Annotated in this window: 14 protein-coding genes; 2 read left to right on the top strand and 12 right to left on the bottom strand. The window is 59.2% G+C overall.

Annotated features, from left to right (window positions below; all coding sequences use genetic code 11):
• Positions 1–2: 2 nt before the first annotated feature.
• Positions 3–2,150: a heparinase II/III domain-containing protein gene (locus tag M1E17_RS14690; RefSeq protein WP_457962727.1), complete on the bottom strand. Its 2,148-nt coding sequence runs from the start codon at positions 2,148–2,150 to the stop codon at positions 3–5.
• 431 nt (positions 2,151–2,581) lie between these two features.
• Here M1E17_RS14690 and M1E17_RS14695 point away from each other — a divergent pair, with 431 nt between their 5' ends.
• Positions 2,582–3,583: a serine O-acetyltransferase gene (locus M1E17_RS14695; protein ID WP_457962728.1), complete on the top strand. Its 1,002-nt coding sequence runs from the start codon at positions 2,582–2,584 to the stop codon at positions 3,581–3,583.
• A 53-nt stretch (positions 3,584–3,636) separates the two neighbouring features.
• Here the strand turns inward: M1E17_RS14695 and M1E17_RS14700 are convergent, their stop codons facing one another.
• Genes M1E17_RS14700 through M1E17_RS14730 form a run of 7 tightly spaced genes read right to left on the bottom strand, consistent with a single transcriptional unit; the run spans position 3,637 to position 16,039 of the window.
• Positions 3,637–8,073, bottom strand: coding sequence for a glycosyltransferase (locus M1E17_RS14700; protein ID WP_457962729.1), 4,437 nt, complete (start codon positions 8,071–8,073; stop codon positions 3,637–3,639).
• A 33-nt stretch (positions 8,074–8,106) separates the two neighbouring features.
• Positions 8,107–9,354 carry a UDP-N-acetyl-D-mannosamine dehydrogenase gene (gene wecC, locus M1E17_RS14705; RefSeq protein WP_457962730.1) on the bottom strand — a complete coding sequence of 416 codons (1,248 nt, stop codon included), beginning with the start codon at positions 9,352–9,354 and terminating at the stop codon, positions 8,107–8,109.
• Positions 9,355–9,366: 12 nt separating this feature from the next.
• Positions 9,367–11,226: a glycosyltransferase family protein gene (locus M1E17_RS14710; protein ID WP_457962731.1), complete on the bottom strand. Its 1,860-nt coding sequence runs from the start codon at positions 11,224–11,226 to the stop codon at positions 9,367–9,369.
• A gap of 53 nt (positions 11,227–11,279) precedes the next feature.
• Positions 11,280–12,170: an ABC transporter ATP-binding protein gene (locus tag M1E17_RS14715; RefSeq protein ID WP_457962732.1), complete on the bottom strand. Its 891-nt coding sequence runs from the start codon at positions 12,168–12,170 to the stop codon at positions 11,280–11,282.
• Positions 12,154–13,050 (bottom strand): ABC transporter permease, encoded by an 897-nt coding sequence (locus M1E17_RS14720; protein WP_457962733.1) that lies wholly within the window; start codon positions 13,048–13,050, stop codon positions 12,154–12,156. The genes M1E17_RS14715 and M1E17_RS14720 overlap by 17 nt, the downstream gene beginning before the upstream one ends.
• Complete coding sequence (locus tag M1E17_RS14725) at positions 13,047–14,789, bottom strand: glycosyltransferase family 4 protein (protein WP_457962734.1); 1,743 nt, start codon at positions 14,787–14,789, stop codon at positions 13,047–13,049. The genes M1E17_RS14720 and M1E17_RS14725 overlap by 4 nt, the downstream gene beginning before the upstream one ends.
• Positions 14,789–16,039: a glycosyltransferase family 4 protein gene (locus tag M1E17_RS14730; protein ID WP_457962735.1), complete on the bottom strand. Its 1,251-nt coding sequence runs from the start codon at positions 16,037–16,039 to the stop codon at positions 14,789–14,791. The genes M1E17_RS14725 and M1E17_RS14730 overlap by 1 nt, the downstream gene beginning before the upstream one ends.
• A gap of 832 nt (positions 16,040–16,871) precedes the next feature.
• Between M1E17_RS14730 and M1E17_RS14735 the strand changes: the two genes are divergently transcribed.
• Positions 16,872–17,378: a DUF3515 domain-containing protein gene (locus M1E17_RS14735; RefSeq protein WP_457962736.1), complete on the top strand. Its 507-nt coding sequence runs from the start codon at positions 16,872–16,874 to the stop codon at positions 17,376–17,378.
• A 37-nt stretch (positions 17,379–17,415) separates the two neighbouring features.
• Here the strand turns inward: M1E17_RS14735 and M1E17_RS14740 are convergent, their stop codons facing one another.
• Genes M1E17_RS14740 through murA form a run of 4 tightly spaced genes read right to left on the bottom strand, consistent with a single transcriptional unit; the run spans position 17,416 to position 21,756 of the window.
• Positions 17,416–18,567 carry a D-alanine--D-alanine ligase family protein gene (locus M1E17_RS14740; RefSeq protein ID WP_457962737.1) on the bottom strand — a complete coding sequence of 384 codons (1,152 nt, stop codon included), beginning with the start codon at positions 18,565–18,567 and terminating at the stop codon, positions 17,416–17,418.
• Between the two features lies 1 nt (position 18,568).
• Entirely contained in the window at positions 18,569–19,621 is a 1,053-nt protein-coding gene (locus M1E17_RS14745; protein WP_457962738.1) for an NAD(P)H-dependent glycerol-3-phosphate dehydrogenase, read from the bottom strand.
• Entirely contained in the window at positions 19,618–20,421 is an 804-nt protein-coding gene (locus M1E17_RS14750; RefSeq protein ID WP_457962739.1) for a lysophospholipid acyltransferase family protein, read from the bottom strand. The genes M1E17_RS14745 and M1E17_RS14750 overlap by 4 nt, the downstream gene beginning before the upstream one ends.
• A 9-nt stretch (positions 20,422–20,430) precedes the next feature.
• On the bottom strand, positions 20,431–21,756 hold the full coding sequence (murA, locus tag M1E17_RS14755; protein ID WP_457962740.1) for a UDP-N-acetylglucosamine 1-carboxyvinyltransferase: 1,326 nt from the start codon (positions 21,754–21,756) through the stop codon (positions 20,431–20,433).
• Positions 21,757–21,890 lie beyond the last annotated feature (134 nt).

Consider the following 21,890-nt stretch of genomic DNA (forward strand, 5'->3'; position numbering starts at 1 on the left):
GGCTAATATGCCGAGGTGGTAAGGGCCAGGTTCTGTACCTGCGGCATGGTTAGCTTGACGATGGTCAATGGTTGACCGCCCGGTCCGTTCTCCGGGGCAGGTACCGCAGTGAGTGAGGCGCCAGCAGGAATACCAGCAAATCGGAGGACCAGAGTCTGTCCGCTGCGCCGAAGAACTGCGCGATCAGAGCCCAAACTTACCGAGGCATCAGTCACCCACTGCCAAACAAGGTCCACAGGTTTGTCCGATCGAATGGTGTCTTTGATCACCATCGCGGACTGTCCGTGGTCAACTGAGCGGGTTGCCAGGGTCGATCCCGGGAACGCCTTCCGCAGGTCCACTAGAGCGCTGGACGTAGTGGGCATAGTCACGGGCGCAGTTGCAGTTGTTGGCTGGTTTGTGCCTTGTACCATCAAGGTCGAGTGGGCGGATGTACCTGGCTTCCAATAGGTCCAGCGCGTCGGGTCCGAGTAGTAGCCCGGCGCAGCTCCTTCCGGAGTGCCAGGATCCACCGACCACTGAACCCCGCGGCGATAGAAGGAAACTGTTCCCAGATCAAGATGAGCATGGTTGGCGCTGTTCACACCACCCTTGAGCGTCGCTGTGCTTGCCGGCAGATGGAGGGCAGCCAGTCCCGTCTGCGGGTAGACCGACGACTTCTTTGCAGGCAGCACACCTGCCGGCGAACTCCACCACATAAGATAGGCATCAGGCTTCTGCTTAAACCTTTCGGCAACCCACGCCGCAACCGCAGGGTCCTTCCGAACATGGGCATCCCAGGCGGGCATCAGCGGACTCAGTTCGGCTGGACTAGCGTCGGCGAATGGCGTTGGCCGGTTGTCAGGATCCGTGCTGTTCATCGCGTAGCCTGAAACCCTGGCGAGTGTTGGCATCGAGACTGGAATTGCTGAATATGCATTGGGCAATGTGGAGTACAGCACGGATATTGCCCGACTTTGGTAAGTCCAATACCCCGGGCCTTCCTGGGTACCACCGTCCGTGGTAATCATTCCAAGGGCCGGCTGGATTGAACTAAGGGACTCCTTAGCCAGCGCAGCAGCTCGTGCCGGAGACTTCTTGAGAAAAACCGCCGCGGCTACAAAATTAGCAGCGTTATGGATCGCGGCGATGTTAGTTGCGGCATCCACGAAGTTTTCACCGTCGGCCTGCAGACAAGTCTGCGGCCCGAGCCATCGGACGAGTACATTCTCCTCCATGCCGCTCGCCTTGGCCCAATCCGTCGCTGTCGCCGCAGCGAGCAGCAAATGGGAAGACGACAGAGTGTCCATGTCCTCGGGGCCGGCTGCGAGTATTTGGTTGGCTTCCGCGGCAAGGACGCTTCGGGATACGCTGTCGGCGCCGGACAGCCAGCCATATCCCAACCGGGCCACGCGGGGAACGTAGGCCTCACGAAGTTCCGCCAATGGCATGGTCCGGGCCGATTCCGCGGACGCGGACCGAAGCATCTGGGCATGGACCGACGCCAGTGCGGTGTCTGCCCCCTGGCGGGATTTCGCATCGGCTACCAGTTGCTTCGACGTGCCAACGCCAGGACCATCTGTCGGAAGAACGGGGACGAATGTGCTGCTGGCAGAAGGCAAAGCGCACCCGCCCGGGAATCCAACCCAGCCTGGAACGGCCGGGATTGGGCCTGTCCCATTCTGTAGCGTCGAGAGCCAGGCCCCGGATTTCAGGTCCGGTGCCGGGACGGGTTTGCCGATAACACCTAACTGGATGGTGAGATCCGCCGCGAGTTGCGTGGTGAAGGCGCTGGTTCTGTCCTTTGATCCCCCATAGGTGCTGAGCGTTATTCGGGCGGCCGATAAGTCGTTTAGGGCCTTTGTGGCAACGGCTTGTTGGGCACTTCGAAGATCAACCAAAATGGAGAGCTGTTCAGCAACCTTCCGAACTGTCCCCGCCCTCGTTGCCTCTTCCCTGATCCGTGAGGCCACTGCATCCATCGCCTCTTGAGTCTTCGCCAACGTCAGCTCATCACCAGCAGCCTTAAGGGATGCAGTGCCTGCTGCTATTGCATCCTTGACCGTCAGTGCATTCCTCCTGGCCAGCTCCGCCACAAACGGGCGGGCGTTCGCGTAGTCCGTGCCCGCAGCGTAAGTGATCTGGCGCAGGGCAGCACGCTGCTCGCTCAAAGTAGCAGCCGCTGCAGGGCCTGCAACTAACGTACTTGCCAGGATAGCTAGCGCCGTGCCCGTCGCAGCGGGGCTTAGCGCAGCCCTCAACCACCCCTTCGGAGCACGACGGAGCATACGGAACAAGAACGGCTTGTTCGGAGATTCCATTGGCTTTCCTCCACTGCGGATAGGCACTTGCAGAATAAGGATTTTCGGACTGCGGCCCGTATCTTCCCCCACGCAGACGAGAGTCACCGTCCAGCGCCACCACCAGTCTAATTCTTGACTGGACCCTCCGGCTTAGGTACTGCGCAGGTTTGGCACAGGATTCGCCCCACAAACTGCTGTCGGCGCAGGATTCGCCCGAAGGCAGACATCGGCACAAAGTAGAATGGGATTAAGTACTATCGTTGCCGGGTTTCATCCGTCACTCACCGAAAATGAGAACATTGCAAAATACAGAAATTGAACTCAAAAATTTTTTTCAATTACAGGTAAAAGTAAATTTCAACGCGAGACTGTATGCTTTCTATCTATTCCGGAACGATGAAGTGATTGAGCGAACACCTTACACCGTTCAGCCCACTCATACTTTCCCGCTGGACAAAGCAGGAGTCTATCGCGTAAAGTCCTATGCCAAATCTGATTCCGGTGAGATCATCTCCGAGATATCAGAGCGCTTTCGTTTTGAAGGCTTCAGCGATGTTCCCCGGTTACCGGATACAAAAAATGTTGCAGTCTTCGGCGTAAACCGAACTTCCGGATTTGCTGCCCATGTTTTTGCAGCAAGAAATAACGTCCTCTGTTTCGTCGACCCAGTCGGGGAATACATCGGAGCAGATTTTTTTGGTCGCACAGTCGTCGGGATCGATGAGATGCCGGCGGAGGCCATCGCAGTCGGCCATGAGATGTATGAGCCTGAATACGCCGGACTGCACGATTTCACACTCGCCAATGGCGCTGTTGATATTCTATCCAAAGAGCTTCATCGGTTCAGCGTCATGGATTTATACCGATTGTCTCGCTCGGCTTATCTCGAAGGATTTAAGGAGGGTGCAATGCATATTCAGACGTTTATCTTCAATAAGTTCAATTGCCGCGTACCCTTTCTGGCCACCATTGGGGAAGGAACTCGGCTGGGGATAGGTGGTATCGGGACCGTAATCCACCCAGATTCAGTGATAGGCCGGGACTGCGTCATTGCGCAGAATGTGACGTTGGGTGGCCGAGTCCGAGGGAATGGGACGCCCATCATTGGCAACAATGTATTTATTGCCCCTGGCGCCAAGTGCTTCGGAGGGAAAATCGGTAATAACGTGGTTATCGGAGCCAATGCCGTAGTGCTGGATGAGGTTCCGGATAACTGCGTGGTCGCCGGCGTTCCTGCCCGGATAATCAGCAGGGACATGTCGCGCTACACGGATTACACCGCACGCCCCAGCCGGGCATGAAGCCCTTGGCACCCTGTTCTGCGCAAATCGTGTGCGCAGAACAGGGTGAACTCTTACCCCTGCGGTCGGCCGGGCACTGACGAGTTTTCACCGAGGATGACGCCAGTCATCGCAGCAAGCACATCTTTGGAGTCGAATCGGGAGACAACGTAGTCCTGTGCCATTGCCGAAGCATGGGCCCACGAACTGTCGTCCAACGATCCGAGGAACTCAGCGAGTTCGCCCGCATCTGCATGAAGCCAGCTTGTCGGGTAAATCTGGTCAGCGCCCGGCCATGCCAGGCTTGCAGGCAGCGCGCCGGAGGCAGCGCCATCGGGAAGGGTGAGGTGGAATGATTCGAAGTCGCTCAGGGACAGAACCACTCCGATCTTGCGGTACCAGGCTGCCATGTCGTCGCCCTGGCCATCAAATGTGACAGCGCCCACAAGAAGCGGATCGGTTTCGATACGCCGGTACTGCTCATCGTAAAACGACATCTCCTCCGGTCGATTCGCCATCCAATCGAACTCTTCCGGCCGCTTACCCTTGATGAAAAGCTGGTAACGATCGTCCTGCATGCGGAGAAGCCGTAGAACGTCCAAGGCCTTATCCAGCCGTTTGCGGGCAGGAACAATTCCAACAAAGCCGAGATTGAACCTGGCGTCGGCCACTTTATCCTGGCGAAGCCCCACCGTGTCTACTGCGTTCGGAATCACACGACTGATACTTCGCGGAACACCGTGGTCCCTGACGGCCACCTCGAGGAGATGCTTTCCAACAAAGACCACGTCATCCACACTCGCGTAGGAAACATCCTTAACAAAGGGCCGAAAGATCTCTTGAAGATGAAGCCTAGTGACCAGACGCTGATTCGAAGACTTATTCTTTGAATACCAAACGGCATTCCCGAGTGTCCATTCACAAAAAATAACATCAGCCTGGGCCAGCATGCGCTGGCTTTCACTTTCATCGTGTTTGTTATGATCCGACCATTTGTCGATCATGACGCTATGCCCCAACGCCTCAAGCTCCGAAACGATGCCCGCGGCGAATTTTAGGTCGTGCCCTGCAATCAGTACGCTTCTTGGTTTGCTAACCAAACGCACCGAGGACAAGTGCTCCTGGGGTACGAGTTCACGCCGGAGACAGAGAGGGCCGTCATTTTGCCGGTCCACGAGGGCCGTGAGCACCGGCCCGCCCGATGCCGCTGAACCATGACGGGCCAGCCCAAGACCTGGCGTGTCCAGGTTGTCTCTCTCAATCCCGACCGCACTCCACGTACCAAACGTGGTGGCGGTGAGCATGTCCTCGAATACCGTTCGATCGCCATGTCCTGTTCCAGGTGAACCTATAAATTGGACCCCCTCAGCCATCGCCATGTCGGCGGCCTCGGCGAAACTAGCCACGATCTCTATGGCTAATTCCGGGACCATTCTGTTTTCGATGCAGTAGATCCGGACTGGTTGCACGGTCTGCATAGCGATCACCGAGGCAATTTCCGGGGTATAGGTATCAACGAATACCGAATAACTGGGGATCTCTGGTGCTTCAATGACCAGCCCGGCAGTTCGAAGTATGTACGCCAACCGATGAGCCGCGGTATGCCCCCGGTGGACATGCCTGTATGCGAGCCAAGCGTCCCTTATCCGCGCTGACTCATTATTCATCCATTCGCCAATAAGCAGCTCCAAGTCTTCTGCGCCGTCGATGACCGGCACAAGTCCATTCATGACCTGGTTAACACCAATGCCTTTCCCGCTCAAGACCGCCGAGCCGGACGCCGCTACCTCCATGACGCGCCTCGAGAACATGGTCGGTGAACCGTCGACAGAGTTCACATTCACGTGCACAGGATGCGTTTTATACGCATCAACCATTTCGGCGTAGGTCAGACCGCCACGCACGTATCGGGCGAGATGTTCAGGGAACCGGTAGGGACTGTCCGGGTTTAGGTGCTGCCTGTCGTAAATCGACAACCCGTGGTTTTTGGCAACGTCAAGGATCATGGCTAGTTCTTCTGACCGTGCCTTATACCTCTCGCCATAGAACGAACCGGCGTAGGCGACGGAGTGATCATATGGCCGGCCAGATGGCACGATATTATGTAGCCGGGACTGGGCATAGAAGGAAAGCGAGGCCACCGTTCGCTGTCGGGGACCGCCATGAGCCATGTACCGACGGATGCAGTCCGAATCTGTCGTGAACACGTGGTCAAAATGGTACGCGGTATGGCTGAATCTGTTGAAGTGGACAGGATCTTCCTTATTCCAGAAGATCGTAGGGACTCCCGCGGCATTGCAGTGTTCCAGGATAGCTCTCAGGGCGGAGAATCGCTCGTCGTCATAGTAGCCGACCTTTTGCTTCCACTCGCCGTCGATGCCCTCCCACGCGGACTCTACCAGCAGAGCATCCAGCGGCTGCGCATCCACCTGCTGGCGCCAAGAGTCCGGACGGAGCTCCACCATTTTGGATTCGCCTCGCATCCCCTCCAGAGTGAATTCATCGGCAATGATGCCGACGGTCAGCTCCGACAAGCGCCGTCCTTTGGGCGGTGCCGTGCGCTTGCCGGCACGCACGTGGGCTTCAACTGCCTTGCTGCCGGTAAACCTCCATGTTCGTTCGTCGATAGCCCATAGGCGCGCCCGTCTGCCCATGACAGCCCGACGTTCGGGATCCCGGGCCAAAACTTGGATGGCCTCAGCGAGAGAGCTCGGATTCCCGGCTTCGGAGAGCAAAGCTCGATCCTGCCCGGGTCCGGCCAGATCGCGCAAAGGTGCGAGGTCGCTGAGAATCAAAGCCTTGGCGCTTGCCATGGCCTCGAGGGGTTTTAGCGGTGAAACCATTTCGGTAACCGGCAACCTCCTCCGGGGGCAAGGCATGATGTCAAAAAGACTGACATAATTCGGAATTTCTCCGGCCGGCACTCTACCGGTGAACTTGACGCTTTCAGCGATTCCGAGTTCAACGGCCAACCGTTTCAGTTCACGCAACTGAACGCCGTCTCCCACGATCACAAACGTGACATCAAGCCCGCCAGCCAGGACTATCCGGGCCGCCTCCAGGAGATCCTCGAGGCCCTCATAGGCGACGAGGCTCCCGGCGTAGCCGACGACAGTTGTCGTCTCCGCAAGTCCAAGTTCTCGACGAAGCGACTTAAGAGCAGGCATCGGAGCAAACGTGTCCGTGTCGACCGAATTAGGCATCAAGCTGATAGCGGTTGAATCAACCCCGCGCACCACCAGTTCATCCCGCACCTGGCTGGTTATTGCCAGGACGAGATCGGCTTCCCTGGCCACGAGGGTTTCAAGTTTGAGGGCAAGCTTGTAGCGGTCTGTTTCAGCCCAGAGGGGGTTGTTTGATAGCTGTGTGATCTCCCAAAGACCGCGCACTTCATAGGCGAATGGGATGCCAAGCCTTCGAGCCGCCATAAGAGCCGGGAGGGCCGTCACATAGTTAGATGCAGATTGGATAAGCGAGACCCGATTGCGCTGGGCTTCGCGAACGTAGACGTCGACGGACTCAGCCAGATAATAGTCGAGACGGTCGGCGGTCCAACTTGGTCCAGGATTAAAGATATGCGCGACACCACTGATCTCACGTTCAAAGCGTTCCTTGGATGAAACCTCAACATCGACTTTCGAATCCCAGGGGTACCCGGGACGCGCCACGACCAACACGTCTTCGCCATTTGCTTTGAGCCCGGCGACGACACCCCCGGTTCGTGTCGCATAGCCGTTGCTGTTGTAGTGGCCGGTGCTGTGAGCGCAGTACATGATCCGGTTGCGCTCCGCCAAGTATCCTGCATTGGGTTGCCGAGGGGAGAGAAACTGCTCCCGGGTCAGCAGTTCGCGCTGCCCAAGAACATTTTGTACAAGCGCGAGGTCGGAACCAGTCAGGTCTGTCAGCAGTGCGGAGTTCTCCAGAATGAACTCCGCGGGTTCCAGGATCGCTCCCCTGGTGAAGTAGTCGTGTGAAATCAGCTTCAGAGCGGCCGCCTTAGACGGATTCGCCTCAACCTCACTGATGAGGTCTTCGCGCCTGACAGGGGTAGGTGCCGCGGTCTTGACGGGTCTGGAAACGGCTTGCGGCGCCTTAGAGCCGCCTGGCTGCTTCGCAGGCTGGACGGGCCCTCCTGCTGTCGAGCGCACCGGCAAATTTGGACTAATCTGAGCCGACGTTCCTTTGTCACTTAAGACGCGCGAGAGACTCCGTGCGGGGGCAAGGATTGCCTGCCCCAATCGAAGGCTCTTGGAAGAGCGAAGGGCTTTTAGCGTTGATTTGAGTTTGTTTCGGTCATCGTTCGCCGATTTCAGCTCAGCCATGGCGTTGTCCCGGGCCCGTCGCATGGCCCGAAGGTCCTTTTCAAGGACTTCAACCCGTCGTCGACTTTTTGCTTCATGGGCCAAGAGTCGCTCATAGTCCTGGATGACGGCGTCAATATCCCGCAGATACCTCTTACGTTTGGCCAATTTCACCGTTGCCAGCTGGGCAACTTCATCTGCATACTTCAAGACGTCACTCCGTGTCCGCGGTTGGCTTGGGAATTACTGCCAGATTCCCCGCGTGTCCAAGAATGGCTTTCCGCGCATGACCTGCCGGTCCATTTCTCTAAATGCGTCGTGATCCACGAGGAGCACGACTGCGTCGGCCGCACCAACGGCCATGTCCAAGTCCTGCAGCATTACATTGTTCAGACCGGAAAGCTGCTTCGGCAGGCGGTCCACATGAGGTTCCACAACCAGGAGTTCAGCGCCATCGAGCTTCAGGCTGAGCTTTTCGACGATGGCAACGGCCGGCGACTCGCGGAGGTCATCGATGTTGGCTTTGAACGCCAGTCCGAGGACAGCAATCTTTGGCGAGACGACACCGCCTACTGCCTCTTGCACTTTTCGTACGACCCAATCGGGCTTCGAGTCGTTTGTCTCCCGTGCCTGCCGGATGAGCTGCGCCTCCTCCGGGGCCGCAGCGACAATGAACCAGGGGTCCACGGCGATGCAGTGACCGCCAACACCCGGCCCTGGCTGCAGGATATTGACGCGAGGATGGTGGTTGGCAAGCCTAATGAGTTCCCAAACGTTAATACCAAGTTTGTCGCTGATCACCGAGAGCTCGTTCGCAAAGGCGATATTGACGTCCCGATATGAATTCTCCACCAGCTTTGCCATTTCCGCGGTGGCCGCATCGGTTACCAGGATTTCTCCCTGGCAGAAGACTGCGTAGAGTGCTTTGGCAAGTTGGGCAGCTTCGGGGGTGAGGCCACCCACGATTCGGTCGTTCGTGACAAGCTCAATCATGATTCGGCCAGGCAGGACGCGCTCTGGACAATGGGCCACATGGATGGACGGCCTGCCGTCAGCTCCGTCGAGGCTGAGGTCCGGCCGGAGACTGATGAGGTAATCACCCAGAAGCTGGGTGGTTCCCGGAGGCGAAGTGGACTCCAGTATGACTAGTTCCCCGCCCACAAGCTGCGGCGCGATACCACGTGCGGCCGCCTTGATGTAGGTCACGTCTGCCGTGTGGTCCGGGTTGAATGGCGTGGGCACCGCAACGATGTACGCTTGGGCAACCGGCGTTTCAGTGGACGCGCTCAGCTTGTGCTGGCTCACCGCGCCGGCGACATAGGAAGCCAAGTCTGGCTCTACAAAAGGAACTTCGCCTCGGTTGACGGACTCGACCGTGTTGGCGTTGACGTCCACCCCGATAACGTGGATGCCGTTGCCGGCAAGGATCGCCGCCGTCGGCAGACCGATATAGCCCAAACCAATGACAGCTACTGTTTCAATCGTATTCAAGGGAACCCCCAGTCAGACAGAGACTTGATCTCTGTAATTTCCAAAAAACTTCAAAGCACTGCTGGCCAGCAGCTCGTTCTCGCCGACCTTCCAGGTGTGCCCTGTTGACGACCGCTGCTGGCAGTAATTAAACCTGTCAGATGCATAGACCACGCCACCGTCGCCAACCACACGGCGGAGGAAACGTGTATCTTCTCCGCTGCCCACCGCGGCAAAAGGGCTGCTGCGGAAAACGTCCGCGGCGCCCATGATTGTGGGACCCATGACCGTCCGAGTATATCGGTGTTCCCACTCGGGAAAGCGAAGCAGCGTTGCATTCCGGTCCACAAGAAACATGTAGTGCGCCTGTTTACCGACCACATCCGAACCGGAAAAGGCGAGCGAATAGAGCTGGTCACTGAGATATTCCGGGGCGTAAAAGTCGTCGTCATCCATCTTCGTCAGGACCTCTCCGGAGGCCGCCGATACACACATATTGAGGCACTCCCCCAAGGGAACCTGAGCGTCCGCTGCAAGCAGTGTTATAGCTGAAACTCCGTATTGATCTTTCAGATTACGGATCGTCAGTGCGTCGGCCGTGAATCCGTGCGTCAACAACACCAGCTCTGCGTCGACGCCGCGCTGGCTTCCAACGGTTTGGAAAACGTGTTCAAGCTGCCAAGGACGAATGGTCGATACAAGAACGGATACGGTCGGGCGCCGGGCCTCAACCAACAGCTTCGGTGCCACGGCTGCCAGTATTTGGTTGCTCCTCGCCTGGTAAGTGTGTTCCCGCCAGATCCTCCGCTGACCCTTGTGCAGTTGGCGCTCACCCAATTCCGGATTTCGATGCAAGGCCCGCAGGAGGTGTTCGGCTTCAGCCTCGGTGTCAACAGTGAAGATTTCATCCGGGGAGAAGTGAGTGTTTATGGCAGCGCTGGGGGTCGTCAACAGGTTTGATCCTGAGGCAATGATCTCAAAAACCCGGCGGGAACACATGGTGGGAGAGTCCACCACCGAGTTCACGTTGAGGAAAGTTTTGTAGGCCTTGTAGGCCGTAACCATCTCCAAGTAGTCCAGCTTGCCCACAACCCTGGCATCGAACGGAGCCGGGAACTGGTATCTAGGGTCTCCGCCCAGCTGCCGCGAGAAGATCTCCAACCCGGTTTCCATCGCAGGTGAGGCTGCATCAGCTGCACTTAGCAAGGTATCCAACTGCCGGCGGCGGTCTGGGTACTTCGCCGTGAAATACATCCCTCCGAAGGCCACATCTCGTTCGTGCCAGCCGTGTTTGGGGCGAACGGGATTGTGAATGACAGGCTGGGCTGCGAAGGACAACACGTCCACCCGGTCGTGCCCCAGATCCCGAATGTACGCTTCAACCCTGTTGGTGTCGCTCGTGAACACGAAGTCGAACAATTTTGCCGACGCGAGAAAGTCGTCGTAGTGCGGAGGATCCTCCTTGTTCCAGAATGCTGTGGGAATAGATCGCTCCCGGCACCAATCGGTCAACTCCCGCAATGGTGATTGTCCCATATGGTCCTGACGGGCAATCTTTCCTGCCCACAGCCCTTGTAGCCCCTTCCAAGCCGACTCAATGAACACCATGTCCACATCTTGCTCGGAGAGTTGCTCGCGCCAAGTCTTTGGGGAGAGATGCACGCAATCCCACTCGAGGCCGAAGCCGAGTGCAGAAAAATCATCGAAAACCACACCTACACGAGCCATCTTCGGGGAACTCAGGCGGGCGGGCGGCACCACAGACGGCCGGAATTTCAGCTGCTTTTTTCTGCCGCGGCCAACCCATACACCCTCAGCGCCGCGAACGGTCGCCAGTTTACGGTGGCCGGCCTCGAAGGCTTCACGCTCCCGCCACGTCCGGACCTGCCGCAACCCGCCTGTCCTGAAATGCCACAAAAGTCTACGAAGGGTTCTGACGTCGGCTCTCAAGATCTGGACCGCCTCAATGAATTGCGGTCGCTTACGTCAGCTACTTGGAGGTCGTTAATCATCCGTCGGCGGAGTTTGAGGGCGCCAACCCGGTCGCCGTCGGCCATTCGCTGGGTAAACAGGCGGTACGACTTGACCACGTCCGCCGGTGTGCCGTCAGCAAGCAACTCTCCCTGATCGATCCAAATGGCTCTATTGCACAAGTCGAGCACAGTGGACATGCTGTGGCTGACCAGGAAGACCGTGCCAGCCTGGCCAAGCAGTTCCAACATACGTTTGCGCGTTCGGTCCTTGAATTGTGCATCGCCCGTGTTCAGTGCTTCATCAATTATCAGAATTTCCGGATCGATTGCCGCAGCAATTGCAAAGCGGAGCCGGGAAGCCATGCCAGCGGAATAGGATTTCATCGGCATATGGATTGCTTCGTCCAACCCGGATAACTCGACAATCGCTGAGTACTTGTCATCGATCTGATGCCGGGACATGCCCATAGCCAGACAGCCCAGAACTATGTTCTGGTCGCCTGACAATCCGGGTATCAGTGCTGCGTTGACGCCCAGCATAACTGGCGTGGATGTGGCGTAAACCGCACCGGATGTCGGAGGAATCTGCCCGCCCACCACTTTGAGCAAGGTACTTTTGCCCGAACCATTACGGCCAATAATCCCGACAGACTCCCCGTGCTCGACGACAAGGGACAACTCCTTTAGTGCCGTGACACTGACAGCCGTAGTCTTCCCCACGTTCTGTTTGATCATCTGCCAGGTAGAGCCGGCAGAAGAGGCCTCAACGCGGGACCGGGAAGTGGTTTTGTAGGTCATGCTGACCTTGTCGATGACGACGGACGGCGTCCCTTCGACAAAATTCAGCTCAGAGTTCTCGCCCATACGTCTCCTCCCCCCGCCAGAAGACCACGGTTCCAATAGCCAGCGCCGAAATGGACCAAAGCGCAAGGATTGCCCAAGACCGCCATTCCCCGATATTTCCGTACAGCAACGTTTCCCTAGCCAAGTCGAGGACGTTGTACAGAGGGTTGTACTCCATGATCGTCTTCACGACGGGCATATCGTCGAACCTTTCAATCGAGTAAAACATGCAGGAGCCGTACATCCACAGGCGCATTGCATAGGAGATCAGCTGGCTCGCATCGTTGAACACTGCCACCACCCGGGCAAGGATCAGGCCGACGCCGAGGTTGAAAACGAACTGCAGGGCCACCACCGGTATGATCAGCAGCCAGCGCCAAGTAATCTCTTCTGCGGGCGGCAGAACAATGATCAGAATGAGCATCGTGATCAGGACCGGAACATTGGAGAGAAGCTCCCGCAAGTTGGCCGCAAGGACCAGGCTGGCTCGCGGAAACTGAAATGCATGGATTACGTTCTTGTTCGCAGTTATGACGCGCGACGACGACGTGATGGCACGGGTCGACATCTGAAAGAGGAAAACGCCGATGATCAAAAAAGAAACGAAGTTCTCGATCCCGCTTCCTGACTTCAATATGACGCCCATGATCAGGTAGAACATCAGACCGTTCAAGAGGGGACCCAACACCAGCCAAGCCCTGCCAAGATGGTCCTGTTCGTTTCCGGTCTGAACACGAGCCTGAGCATCGAAAAAGATGAAGTGCCTGTAGTCCCAGAGCGACACAAGATAATCGAGGAAGGGGGGCCGGGCACCCACGCGGCGGAGTCCGCGCAGGTTGACGGAAGTTGTTATCGGAGTTGGCTGAGGCCCCCGGGAGGCCTGCGTGGTATTCGAGCTCAACAAGGAGCCTCCATCAGTTGCTTGTATGCCGTGTTGAGAGTAGCCGCGTTCGCTCGCCAAGTACGAGAGTCAAGCACTTCCCGTCGTCCCGCGTTCCCCAAACGGATCCTGAGATCCTGGGAGTTGAGTAACCGTTCGAGTTTAGCCGCGAAGTCATGTCGATCCTCGGGAACCGCGAGGAGACCGTTTTTGCCGTCGGTGACTATCTCTTCGAGTGCGGCGAGTCGGCTGGCGACGACAGGTCTGCCGCAGGCCAGAGCCTCCACCGGCTTCAAAGGTGTTACGGATCGAGTGACCGCAAGATCCTTACGGGGAACAACGAAGACATCCAGGGCCTGGTGGTACAAAGCTGCCTGGTCTCTGGACACACGGCCTGTAAAGATTATGCGATCAATAAAGCCAGTGCGTTCGGCTTGTCCCTTTAGCGATGGCAGCGACTGACCGTCGCCGACTACCAGGAGCCGCAGGTCAGGATGCTTGGGGGCCAGGAGTTCGAAGGCTCCGATCAGGTCGTCTAGTCCTTCATACGGAACGAGACTACTGACAGTGCCGATGTATTGACCATTGGTCGGCAGCCCTAACTTATGCCGGGCCGCAGCAGAATCCACAGGCTCGTTCAGGAACACCCCGCCGACGGCGTTTGGGGCGATAATCACCTTTTCCGGCGGGACACCGCCGCAAACAATGTTCGCCTTCATGGCTGAACCTAGCGTGACGACTAGATCCGCGTCCCGCATCATTTGGGTTTCACGCTTGTGAAACAAATGATACCGCTCGCTGTCGCGGGCAGCTGGACCTCGCGCCGACGCCCATGTGTCTGCGAGTTGTCCACGGACTTCATAAACCCAAGGGATTCCCAAGGCCTCGGCGACGGCACGAACTACGATTCCGTTGACGTAGTGCGTAGTGGTGTGGAGTACCGCGGGCTTAAACTCCAGAGCGACTCGGAGAAGCTCATTTGCCTGCTGCTGCAAGCGTGCGTCCATTGACGGAGCCAAGATGGCCGGAAGCAGCCGGCGATATCGAACGCCATCAACAATATCGCTGGTCCGCGCCAGCAATTTCCCCACTTGGACGGGATAACCCAGCCTTGTGACCGCTAAGACGTCCCAGCCAACTTCTTGCTGGGCCAGCAGCATCGAATGTGAACGCTGGGCATAACCGCTACTCGTATGAGGGAGGGAATTGGTGAGGAGGTGGAGCACTCGACCAGGGGTCGGCACGTAGCCGGGTTGGTTGGGCAGTGCTGGCGCAAAGCCCTGGAACACCCTGAGTTCCCCGGAGAGCCGTTCACGGTGCATCCGCGACGCCCCAGCCGTGTCCAAGGCCGCAACTGCATCAGTCATCAGGCCCCGGTGCCAAAGCCGTCGAGCTTGTGTGGAGTAGACGCCCGATGCATTTTTTGCTGCATCCAGCAAGCGGTCTGACAGGTCACTCTGGCTGGCGGCGATGGCAATGTCGGCCAGTCGTCGCGCTCTGACTCCCGAAACCTTGCCATCCAAAGCAAGATTCAAGCGCCTGGCAACATCGGCATGGTCACCCAGAATAAGGGCTGCAAGGAGCACGATCACTGCCGCCGAGTTGCGGGGTGCGGCCGCGCACGTCCAGCGGGCAACGTACAGAACAGCAGGCATCGGGAGCCGTCGCGAAACCTGAAGGCAAAGCACCACCGGGTCATCGCCCAGGTGGTGCCAAACTGTAGTGAAGCCGAGCAGCACGTTCTTCAAGAGCTGAAACATTAGATTCTGGTGGATCCTTTGCCGAGAAGCGAACATATGAGGTCCATGTACTGGCTGGCCAATGGTTCGTATTCGGCGTGGGCCTTCACCCACTCCCTGCTGGTTCCGTTCCGCACGAGCCGCCCGCGGTCCGCCGCAAGTTCTCGCCAGAGGGCAGCAAGTTTGTTCGGATCGCTCTCCACAATGTCACCCGCTTCAGCCTCCCTGATAATCCGGGCGGCCTCCCCACGGACGATCGCTGTGACGTGGCGGCCTACGGCCAGTACCTCGTAGGTCTTGGACGGGACCGTCGTTTCAAAGGACTTCCAATCATCACGAAGGGATACCAAGCATGTATCGGCCGATGCGTAACGCTCGAGAACTGCTTCAGCGTGCAGGGGCGCATGGAAAGTAACTGGGGCATTCAAAAGTCGTGCAAGCTTCTCCAGAGCCGGCCGCTGGGTCCCATGACCCACCATATGCAGGTGCATTGATTCGCCCACAAGTGCGCTGGCGCGTATGGCAACATCCAGCTTCTGACTCTCGCCATGGTTTCCGAGGTACAGGGCTTCAAAAATGGGGCGGATGAGATCCGGTGGTTTCATGACTGGAATCGACTCCAGATGAACACCGTTACTGACGGTGGCTACATTCCGGACACCGCGTGCCCGAAGGGTTGCAGCAAATCCCTCGGTCACTGTGATCACGAGGTCGGCACGGTGCTGGACGAAGTCCACCAGGTGCTCGATGACGCCTTTGACCTTGCCCTTAACAATCCGTGCATCCCGGGCCAGGTCCGGCCAAGCATCCCGCATTTCAACGATAAGCGGCACCCTGCGTAGTTTTGCCAAGAGGTAGCCAGCGGCCAGGGAGGGGAGAGCCGGGGCTGTCACAATTACGACGTCAGGCTTCCTCACGAGCAGGCCCGCCGGAACAGACAGCGCCGCGGAATAGCATTGATCCAATAAGCGTGCAACGCGCGATGTACCGTGACGCAAATACGGCACATGCATGATCTTTTCGGTGAACTGCCCGTTGAGGACACGGAATCCGCGGCCGGCAGTAAGGCGCGGCAGGTTTCTCCTGCCGAAGGGATAATGAGCCACTGGCGCGACCACGTCAATCCCCCACCCGGCGCGGGAAAACTCCTTTATCATGGCTGTCCAGCGGCGCTGAGGCGGGCTGTGCTCAGGCCAGTACGAATGGGTGATGAGGGTGATCTGCGGAGCCTCGTTCAAGGCCCCGCCATCTATCGGCGATCCGTATTTCATCACTCAGGACTTGCCCGCCCTGGCTGAAATTGTCATCCTTGCCGACCGAAGAAAGCGAAAGTAACCGTAGCCCAGGCCCAAGAGGGCGCAAACGACAGCAGCCTGTAGCCATAGGGGGCTGCCAGACGCCGCCGCAACTGCCGCCTGAACCGTGGACTCAACCACGGCGGCGGGCTTTTCAGGTGGCGCTGCGGCAGCGGTAGATTCAAAAGGGGCTGGGGTCATAACTGCTGGCTCCGGGGCAGGCTCCGTAGCCACGGTATGGGGGACCGTTTCCTCGGTTACCTCTATGGGCAGTGCAGGAGGAAGGACGACAGGGGCAGCATATCCCGGCGGATTGAAGGCTGGCTCTTCGGCCACCAAAGGCGGAGCCGCCGGGTTCTGCGTGCCGGGGAATGGATCCGATGGCTGGTTAGGCACCGTACCCGGATCCGGATCCGGCGCCGGATCGGTGACCGGTTCTGTGGGTTCCGCTGGTGGTGGTGTTTGTGATTCAGTCGGCCCCGGTTCAAGCACTGTCAGGGGCGGAGGACTAATGGGAGGAGTCTCCGTGGCGAAGGCTACCCCGACCGGACAGAGCACCAGCGCGGACGTCACCGCAGCACTGAGAACCATGTTGGCAAACTTATGTCTCCAGCCGCGATCGATCACCGGCATTCCTCCCCCATATCGAATACATTGTGCATAGTTGTTTGCCGCCCTGAGCTTGCGGCAGATCGACCCGCGACTCCCAGTCTACTGGACGACCACAATCGTAAGATGTTATGGCTGCACGGATGTGCAATTACACAACCGGTCATAGTCTTACCGTCTCCGCGTTTAGGCTTGATCCATGCATCCAGTTGTTCCCTTCGAGTCCACGCTTCGGCTCATTGCCCTCGCCGTTACGACTGGAGCCGCGTTCCTAGGACTGACTGCCTGCTCGCCCGTTGTGGACGTGGCTGCCGCAAAAGACGCCGCGAATCCAGCCTGCGCCCCGATGATGTTGGCGCTGCCGGACTCCATCGGTGACGCCAGGCTGCGGAAGACGAACAGCCAGGCCACTGCAGCCTGGGGGGATCCCTCCCTGGTGGTCCTGCGATGCGGCGTCAACGTGCCGGGGCCGACGACGGACCGTTGCGTTAGCGTGAACGGCATTGATTGGGTCATCAAGGAGGGCGACCCCATCTACACGCTGACCACGTTCGGGCGCGAGCCTGCCACCGAAATCCTGCTGGACCCGGAAAAGATCCCTTCCGCCACTGTCCTGGCCGATCTTTCCGGCGCGGCAGCGAAAATCCCCGCCACCCGAAACTGCGTGGGCCAGCAGGAGCTGCAGGACCTGCCCAAAAGCCAATAGGGCGGGCGGTGCTGGGGACCAGTGCCGGTGGTGGGGACTAGCGCAACCCCGTCTTCCGGTTCAGCGCGAGGTAGATCAGTTCATCAATCAGTTCCGCATAGCTCAGCCCGGACGCCGCCCACATCTGGGGATACATGCTCTTGGGCGTGAATCCCGGCATGGTGTTGATCTCGTTAATGATCACGTCGCCGTCGGGGGTGTAGAAGAAGTCAACGCGGCTGAGCCCTTCGGCCCCCACCGCATCAAAGGCGGCAGCCGCCAGATCCCGCACCCGGGCGATGGCTTCTTCCGGGATGTCTGCCGGGCAGCTCAGGGCGGCGGCGTCATCCTCGACGTACTTGGCGTTGAAATCGTAGAACTCGTGGCTGCCGCCTGCTACCGAGATTTCACCCGGCATGGAGGTGCGTGGGGCATCCGTTCCACGGCCTTCCAATACGGCGCACTCGATTTCACGGCCGGTAATGCCTGCCTCGATAACAAGCTTGAGGTCGTGCCTGCGTGCTTCTTCGACGGCGGCATCCAGCCCCTCCATGGAATCCACCTTGGAAATCCCCATGGATGATCCGGCCCGGGCCGGTTTGACGAACACCGGAAAACCAAGCAGGTCCACCTGCTTCCGGACCGCTTCCGGGTCCTTAAGCCATTGCCGGTCAGTAACGGCAACGTAGGGCCCCACATGGAGCCCGGCTGCCTCAAACACCACCTTCATGTAGTGCTTGTCCATGCCTACCGCCGACGCCAGGACCCCGGCGCCCACATACCGGGTGTCAGAAAGTTCCAGGAGCCCCTGGATGGTGCCATCCTCACCAAAGGGACCATGGAGAAGGGGAAAGACCACATCAACGGTTCCTAGTTCCTGCGGCACTTCATTGGGGGAAGCGACAATCAACTGGTGGTCACCACCAATTTCGGCGAGTGTCACTGTTTTCGACGACGGCGGCACCTCCGGCAGCGACTCCGAGGACAGGGACCATTGGGCAGTGTCCGCGGCAGCGAGCACCCATTGCCCCGACTTGGCAATCCCGATGGGGATGACGTCGTACTTGTCCTTGTTGATGGCGCCGAGAACGCCGGCGGCGGTTACACAGCTCACGGCATGTTCGCTGGAACGGCCGCCAAACAGCACCGCCACTCTTGGTTTCCGTTGAGCGGCTGAAGCTTCTGCAGCCAGTTTGTCTTCACCGGACATGTCAATAATCGCCTTCGGGTTTCAGGTCCCGGGCCAGCAACAGCGGCCCCAGTTGGTCAACGGACAGTTTGCCCGCCAGGACGGCAACCACGGCGGCAGTAATGGGCATTTCCACGCCCAGCTTTCCGGCGAGCTCGTGCACGGCCTGGCCGGACTTGATGCCTTCCGCGGTTTGGGTCATCTTCTGGGCCACTTCGTCCAGCGTGAGCCCCTGGCCCAGGAGCCGGCCCGCTGTATGGTTCCTGGACAGCGGCGACGAGCACGTGGCCACAAGATCGCCCAGCCCCGCCAGTCCCGCCATGGTTTGTGCCTCGCCGCCCAGGGCAAGCGCCAGCCTTGAGGTTTCCGCCAGCCCGCGGGTGATGACTGAGGCCTTGGTGTTGTCCCCCATCTGCTTTCCTTCGCAGATGCCCACGGCAAGCGCGATGACGTTCTTGACGATGCCGCCGATTTCCACACCCACAACATCTGTGGTGGTGTAGGGGCGGAAGTACGGAGCGGTGCAGCTTCGTGCGATCCAGCCGGCTGCTGCGGCGTCCGTGCATGCCACCACGGAAGCTGTGGGTTCTTCGCGGGCAATTTCCATGGCAAGGTTGGGGCCGGACACCACGGCAATGCGGCTGCCGGGGATTCCCAGTTCTTCGCCGATGACCTCGCTCATGCGAGCGTCGGTGCCTAGTTCCAGTCCCTTCATCAGGGACACCACCATGGCGTCCGGAGCAATCATGGACTTCCACTCGCGAAGCTGGAGCCGGAGCGATTGTGCCGGCACGGCCAGGACAACAAGGTCTGCGCCATTAAGGACTTCACGGACGTTCGTGGACGCCACGATGACGTCCGGCAAGGGGATGTCTTTCAGGTACTGAAAGTTGCGGTGGCTGCTGTTAATCTGCTCCACCACTTCGCTGCGCCTGCCCCATAACCTGATGCTCCGGTGGTGTCCGGCAGCGGTGGCAGCATCGGCGAGGATTTTGGCGAAGGTGGTCCCCCACGAGCCTGCGCCAAGGACAGCGACAGACTTCGCAGCGCCCGGGTGGCTTCCGTCAGGCCTCATGAGCCGTCCGCCTCGCGGCCAGTCCCGGTAGCCGAAGGTTTATCAGAGCCGCCTGTCCGGGGGCCGCCTTCCACAAACCGCCCGTGCTTGGCCTGGTTGTGCTTGGAGGGGTCCCAGCGCTCGGCGGGAGCTTCCTCTCCCCTGATTCCGGCCAGCAGCGCCGTCACGGCATCCATAATGGCGTCCGTTGCAGCTGTCAGTGTGGCCTTATCCAGCGGGCGGCCGGAAAAGGCGCTGAGGTCCACCGGGTCACCCACCACAACCCGCGACGTTTTGCGCGGGAACAGGTGGAACCCCTTGGCATAGCGGGGAAACACTTCGTGGGCACCCCAGTGGGCTATGGGCACCACGGGGATTCCAGCTTCCAAAGCCAGCCTGGCTGCGCCGGTGTGGCCCTTCATGGGCCACAGGTCGGGGTCGCGGGTCAGCGTGCCCTCTGGATAAATGATGATCGCACCGCCCTCGGCCACGATCTCCTGGGCGAGCTGGAGCGACCGGTTGGCTCCCGCCGTCGAGCGTTCCACCGGGATCTGCTTGGTGGCCCGCAGGATCCAGCCCAGCGCGGGGACCCTAAAGAGGGTGGCCTTCGCCAGGAAGTGCGGCGCGCGCTTCTGGTTGTAGAGCAGGTGCCCCACGATAAGGGGATCGATTTCGGTGCAGTGGTTGGGCGCGGCGATGAAGCCGCCGGGTGGCAGCTTCTCGGTGCCCTCCCATTTTTTGGCCATCATAAGGTTCAGCAGGGTGCGCGCTATCGCGGCGATGACCACAAACGTGGCCTGGCTTTTGGCCGTTTCCTTCACTGTCCACCGCTACTTTGCTGAGGTGATGTCGAAATCGGCCCCGAGGCCGGCAAGCTTTTCCGTGAACCGCTCATAGCCCCGGTTGATGATGTCGATCCCGGTGACCCGTGAGGTGCCGGTGGCCGCCAGGGCGGCAATCAGGTGGCTGAAGCCGCCGCGCAGGTCCGGGACATCGATATCGGTGCCCTTGAGCTGCATCGGTCCGGAAATGACAGCGGAGTGGAGGAAGTTGCGCTGGCCGAACCTGCAGGGCACGCTTCCCAGGCATTCGCGGTGCACCTGGATGCTGGCGCCCATCCTGATCAGGGCGTCGGTGAACCCAAAGCGATTTTCATAGACGGTCTCGTGCACGATCGAGACGCCCTCGGCCTGGGTCAGGGCCACCACCAGCGGCTGCTGCCAGTCGGTCATGAAGCCCGGGTGTACGTCGGTCTCCAGCACCAGTGGATTGAGCTTCCCGCCCCGGTGGTAGAAACGAATGCCGTCCTCACCGATGTCCATGCCGCCACCCACCTTGCGGTAGGTGTTCAGGAACGTCATCATGTCCCGCTGGGAAGCTCCTTCCACAAAGATGTCCCCGCGCGTCACCAGGGCAGCTGATGCCCACGAAGCCGATTCGTTGCGGTCTGAGAGGGCACGGTGGTTATAGCCGCCCAGGTCCCTGACGCCTTCGATGCGGATGGTCCGGTCCGTCTGGACGCTGATGATGGCGCCCATTTTCTGCAGCACCGCGATGAGGTCGATGATCTCCGGCTCGGTGGCTGCGCCCTCGAGTTCCGTGATGCCTTCCGCACGGGTGGCGCTGAGCAGCACCTGTTCGGTAGCGCCGACGGAGGGGTAGGGAAGGGAGATTTTTGCCCCGTGCAGGCCTTTGGGCGCGGAGATGTGGATGCCGCCAGGCCGCTTTTCGACCACGGCACCGAACTGGCGCAGGACGTTGAGGTGGTAGTCGATGGGCCGGTCGCCGATCTTGCAGCCGCCCAGATCAGGGATGAAAGCCTCCCCGATCGCGTGGATGAGGGGCCCGCACAGCAGGATGGGAATCCTGGAATCGCCTGCATGCGCGTCGATGGCAGTACTGGGAGCAGTCTTGGCAGCCTTCGGGTCAAGGGTGAGGTCTCCGGTGACGGGATCCTTCACCACAGTTACTCCGTGCAGCTGCAGGAGCGAGGTGACAACCTCCACGTCCTTGATCTCCGGAACGTTCCGCAACACCGACGGTTCGTTTCCCAGCAACGCTGCCACCATTGCCTTGGGGACCAAATTCTTGGCCCCGCGGACGGTGACGCGGCCTGTCAGCGGGACGCCGCCGCGGATTGTCAGAACACTACTCATATACCGGTTTCCTTACGATTACTCGCCCCCAAATCCTTGCAAAGGCTCCTGCTAAGCATAGGAGGTCGCTTTACCGAACCGAAATACAGAGGCCACGAGGCCAATACCATGGCGCCCCTCCTGGCCTCCCTGGG

It is taken from the genome of Arthrobacter sp. D1-29, from assembly GCF_054130585.1.

Excerpts from the sequence above, each read along its gene's own strand:
- M1E17_RS14740 (WP_457962737.1), bottom strand. The coding sequence starts at position 18,567 with ATGTCCGGTGAAGACAAACTGGCTGCAGAAGCTTCAGCCGCTCAACGG.
- M1E17_RS14735 (WP_457962736.1), top strand. The coding sequence starts at position 16,872 with ATGCATCCAGTTGTTCCCTTCGAGTCCACGCTTCGGCTCATTGCCCTC.
- murA (WP_457962740.1), bottom strand. The coding sequence starts at position 21,756 with ATGAGTAGTGTTCTGACAATCCGCGGCGGCGTCCCGCTGACAGGCCGC.
- M1E17_RS14725 (WP_457962734.1), bottom strand. The coding sequence starts at position 14,789 with ATGTTTCAGCTCTTGAAGAACGTGCTGCTCGGCTTCACTACAGTTTGG.
- M1E17_RS14745 (WP_457962738.1), bottom strand. The coding sequence starts at position 19,621 with ATGAGGCCTGACGGAAGCCACCCGGGCGCTGCGAAGTCTGTCGCTGTC.
- M1E17_RS14715 (WP_457962732.1), bottom strand. The coding sequence starts at position 12,170 with ATGGGCGAGAACTCTGAGCTGAATTTTGTCGAAGGGACGCCGTCCGTC.
- M1E17_RS14730 (WP_457962735.1), bottom strand. The coding sequence starts at position 16,039 with ATGAAATACGGATCGCCGATAGATGGCGGGGCCTTGAACGAGGCTCCG.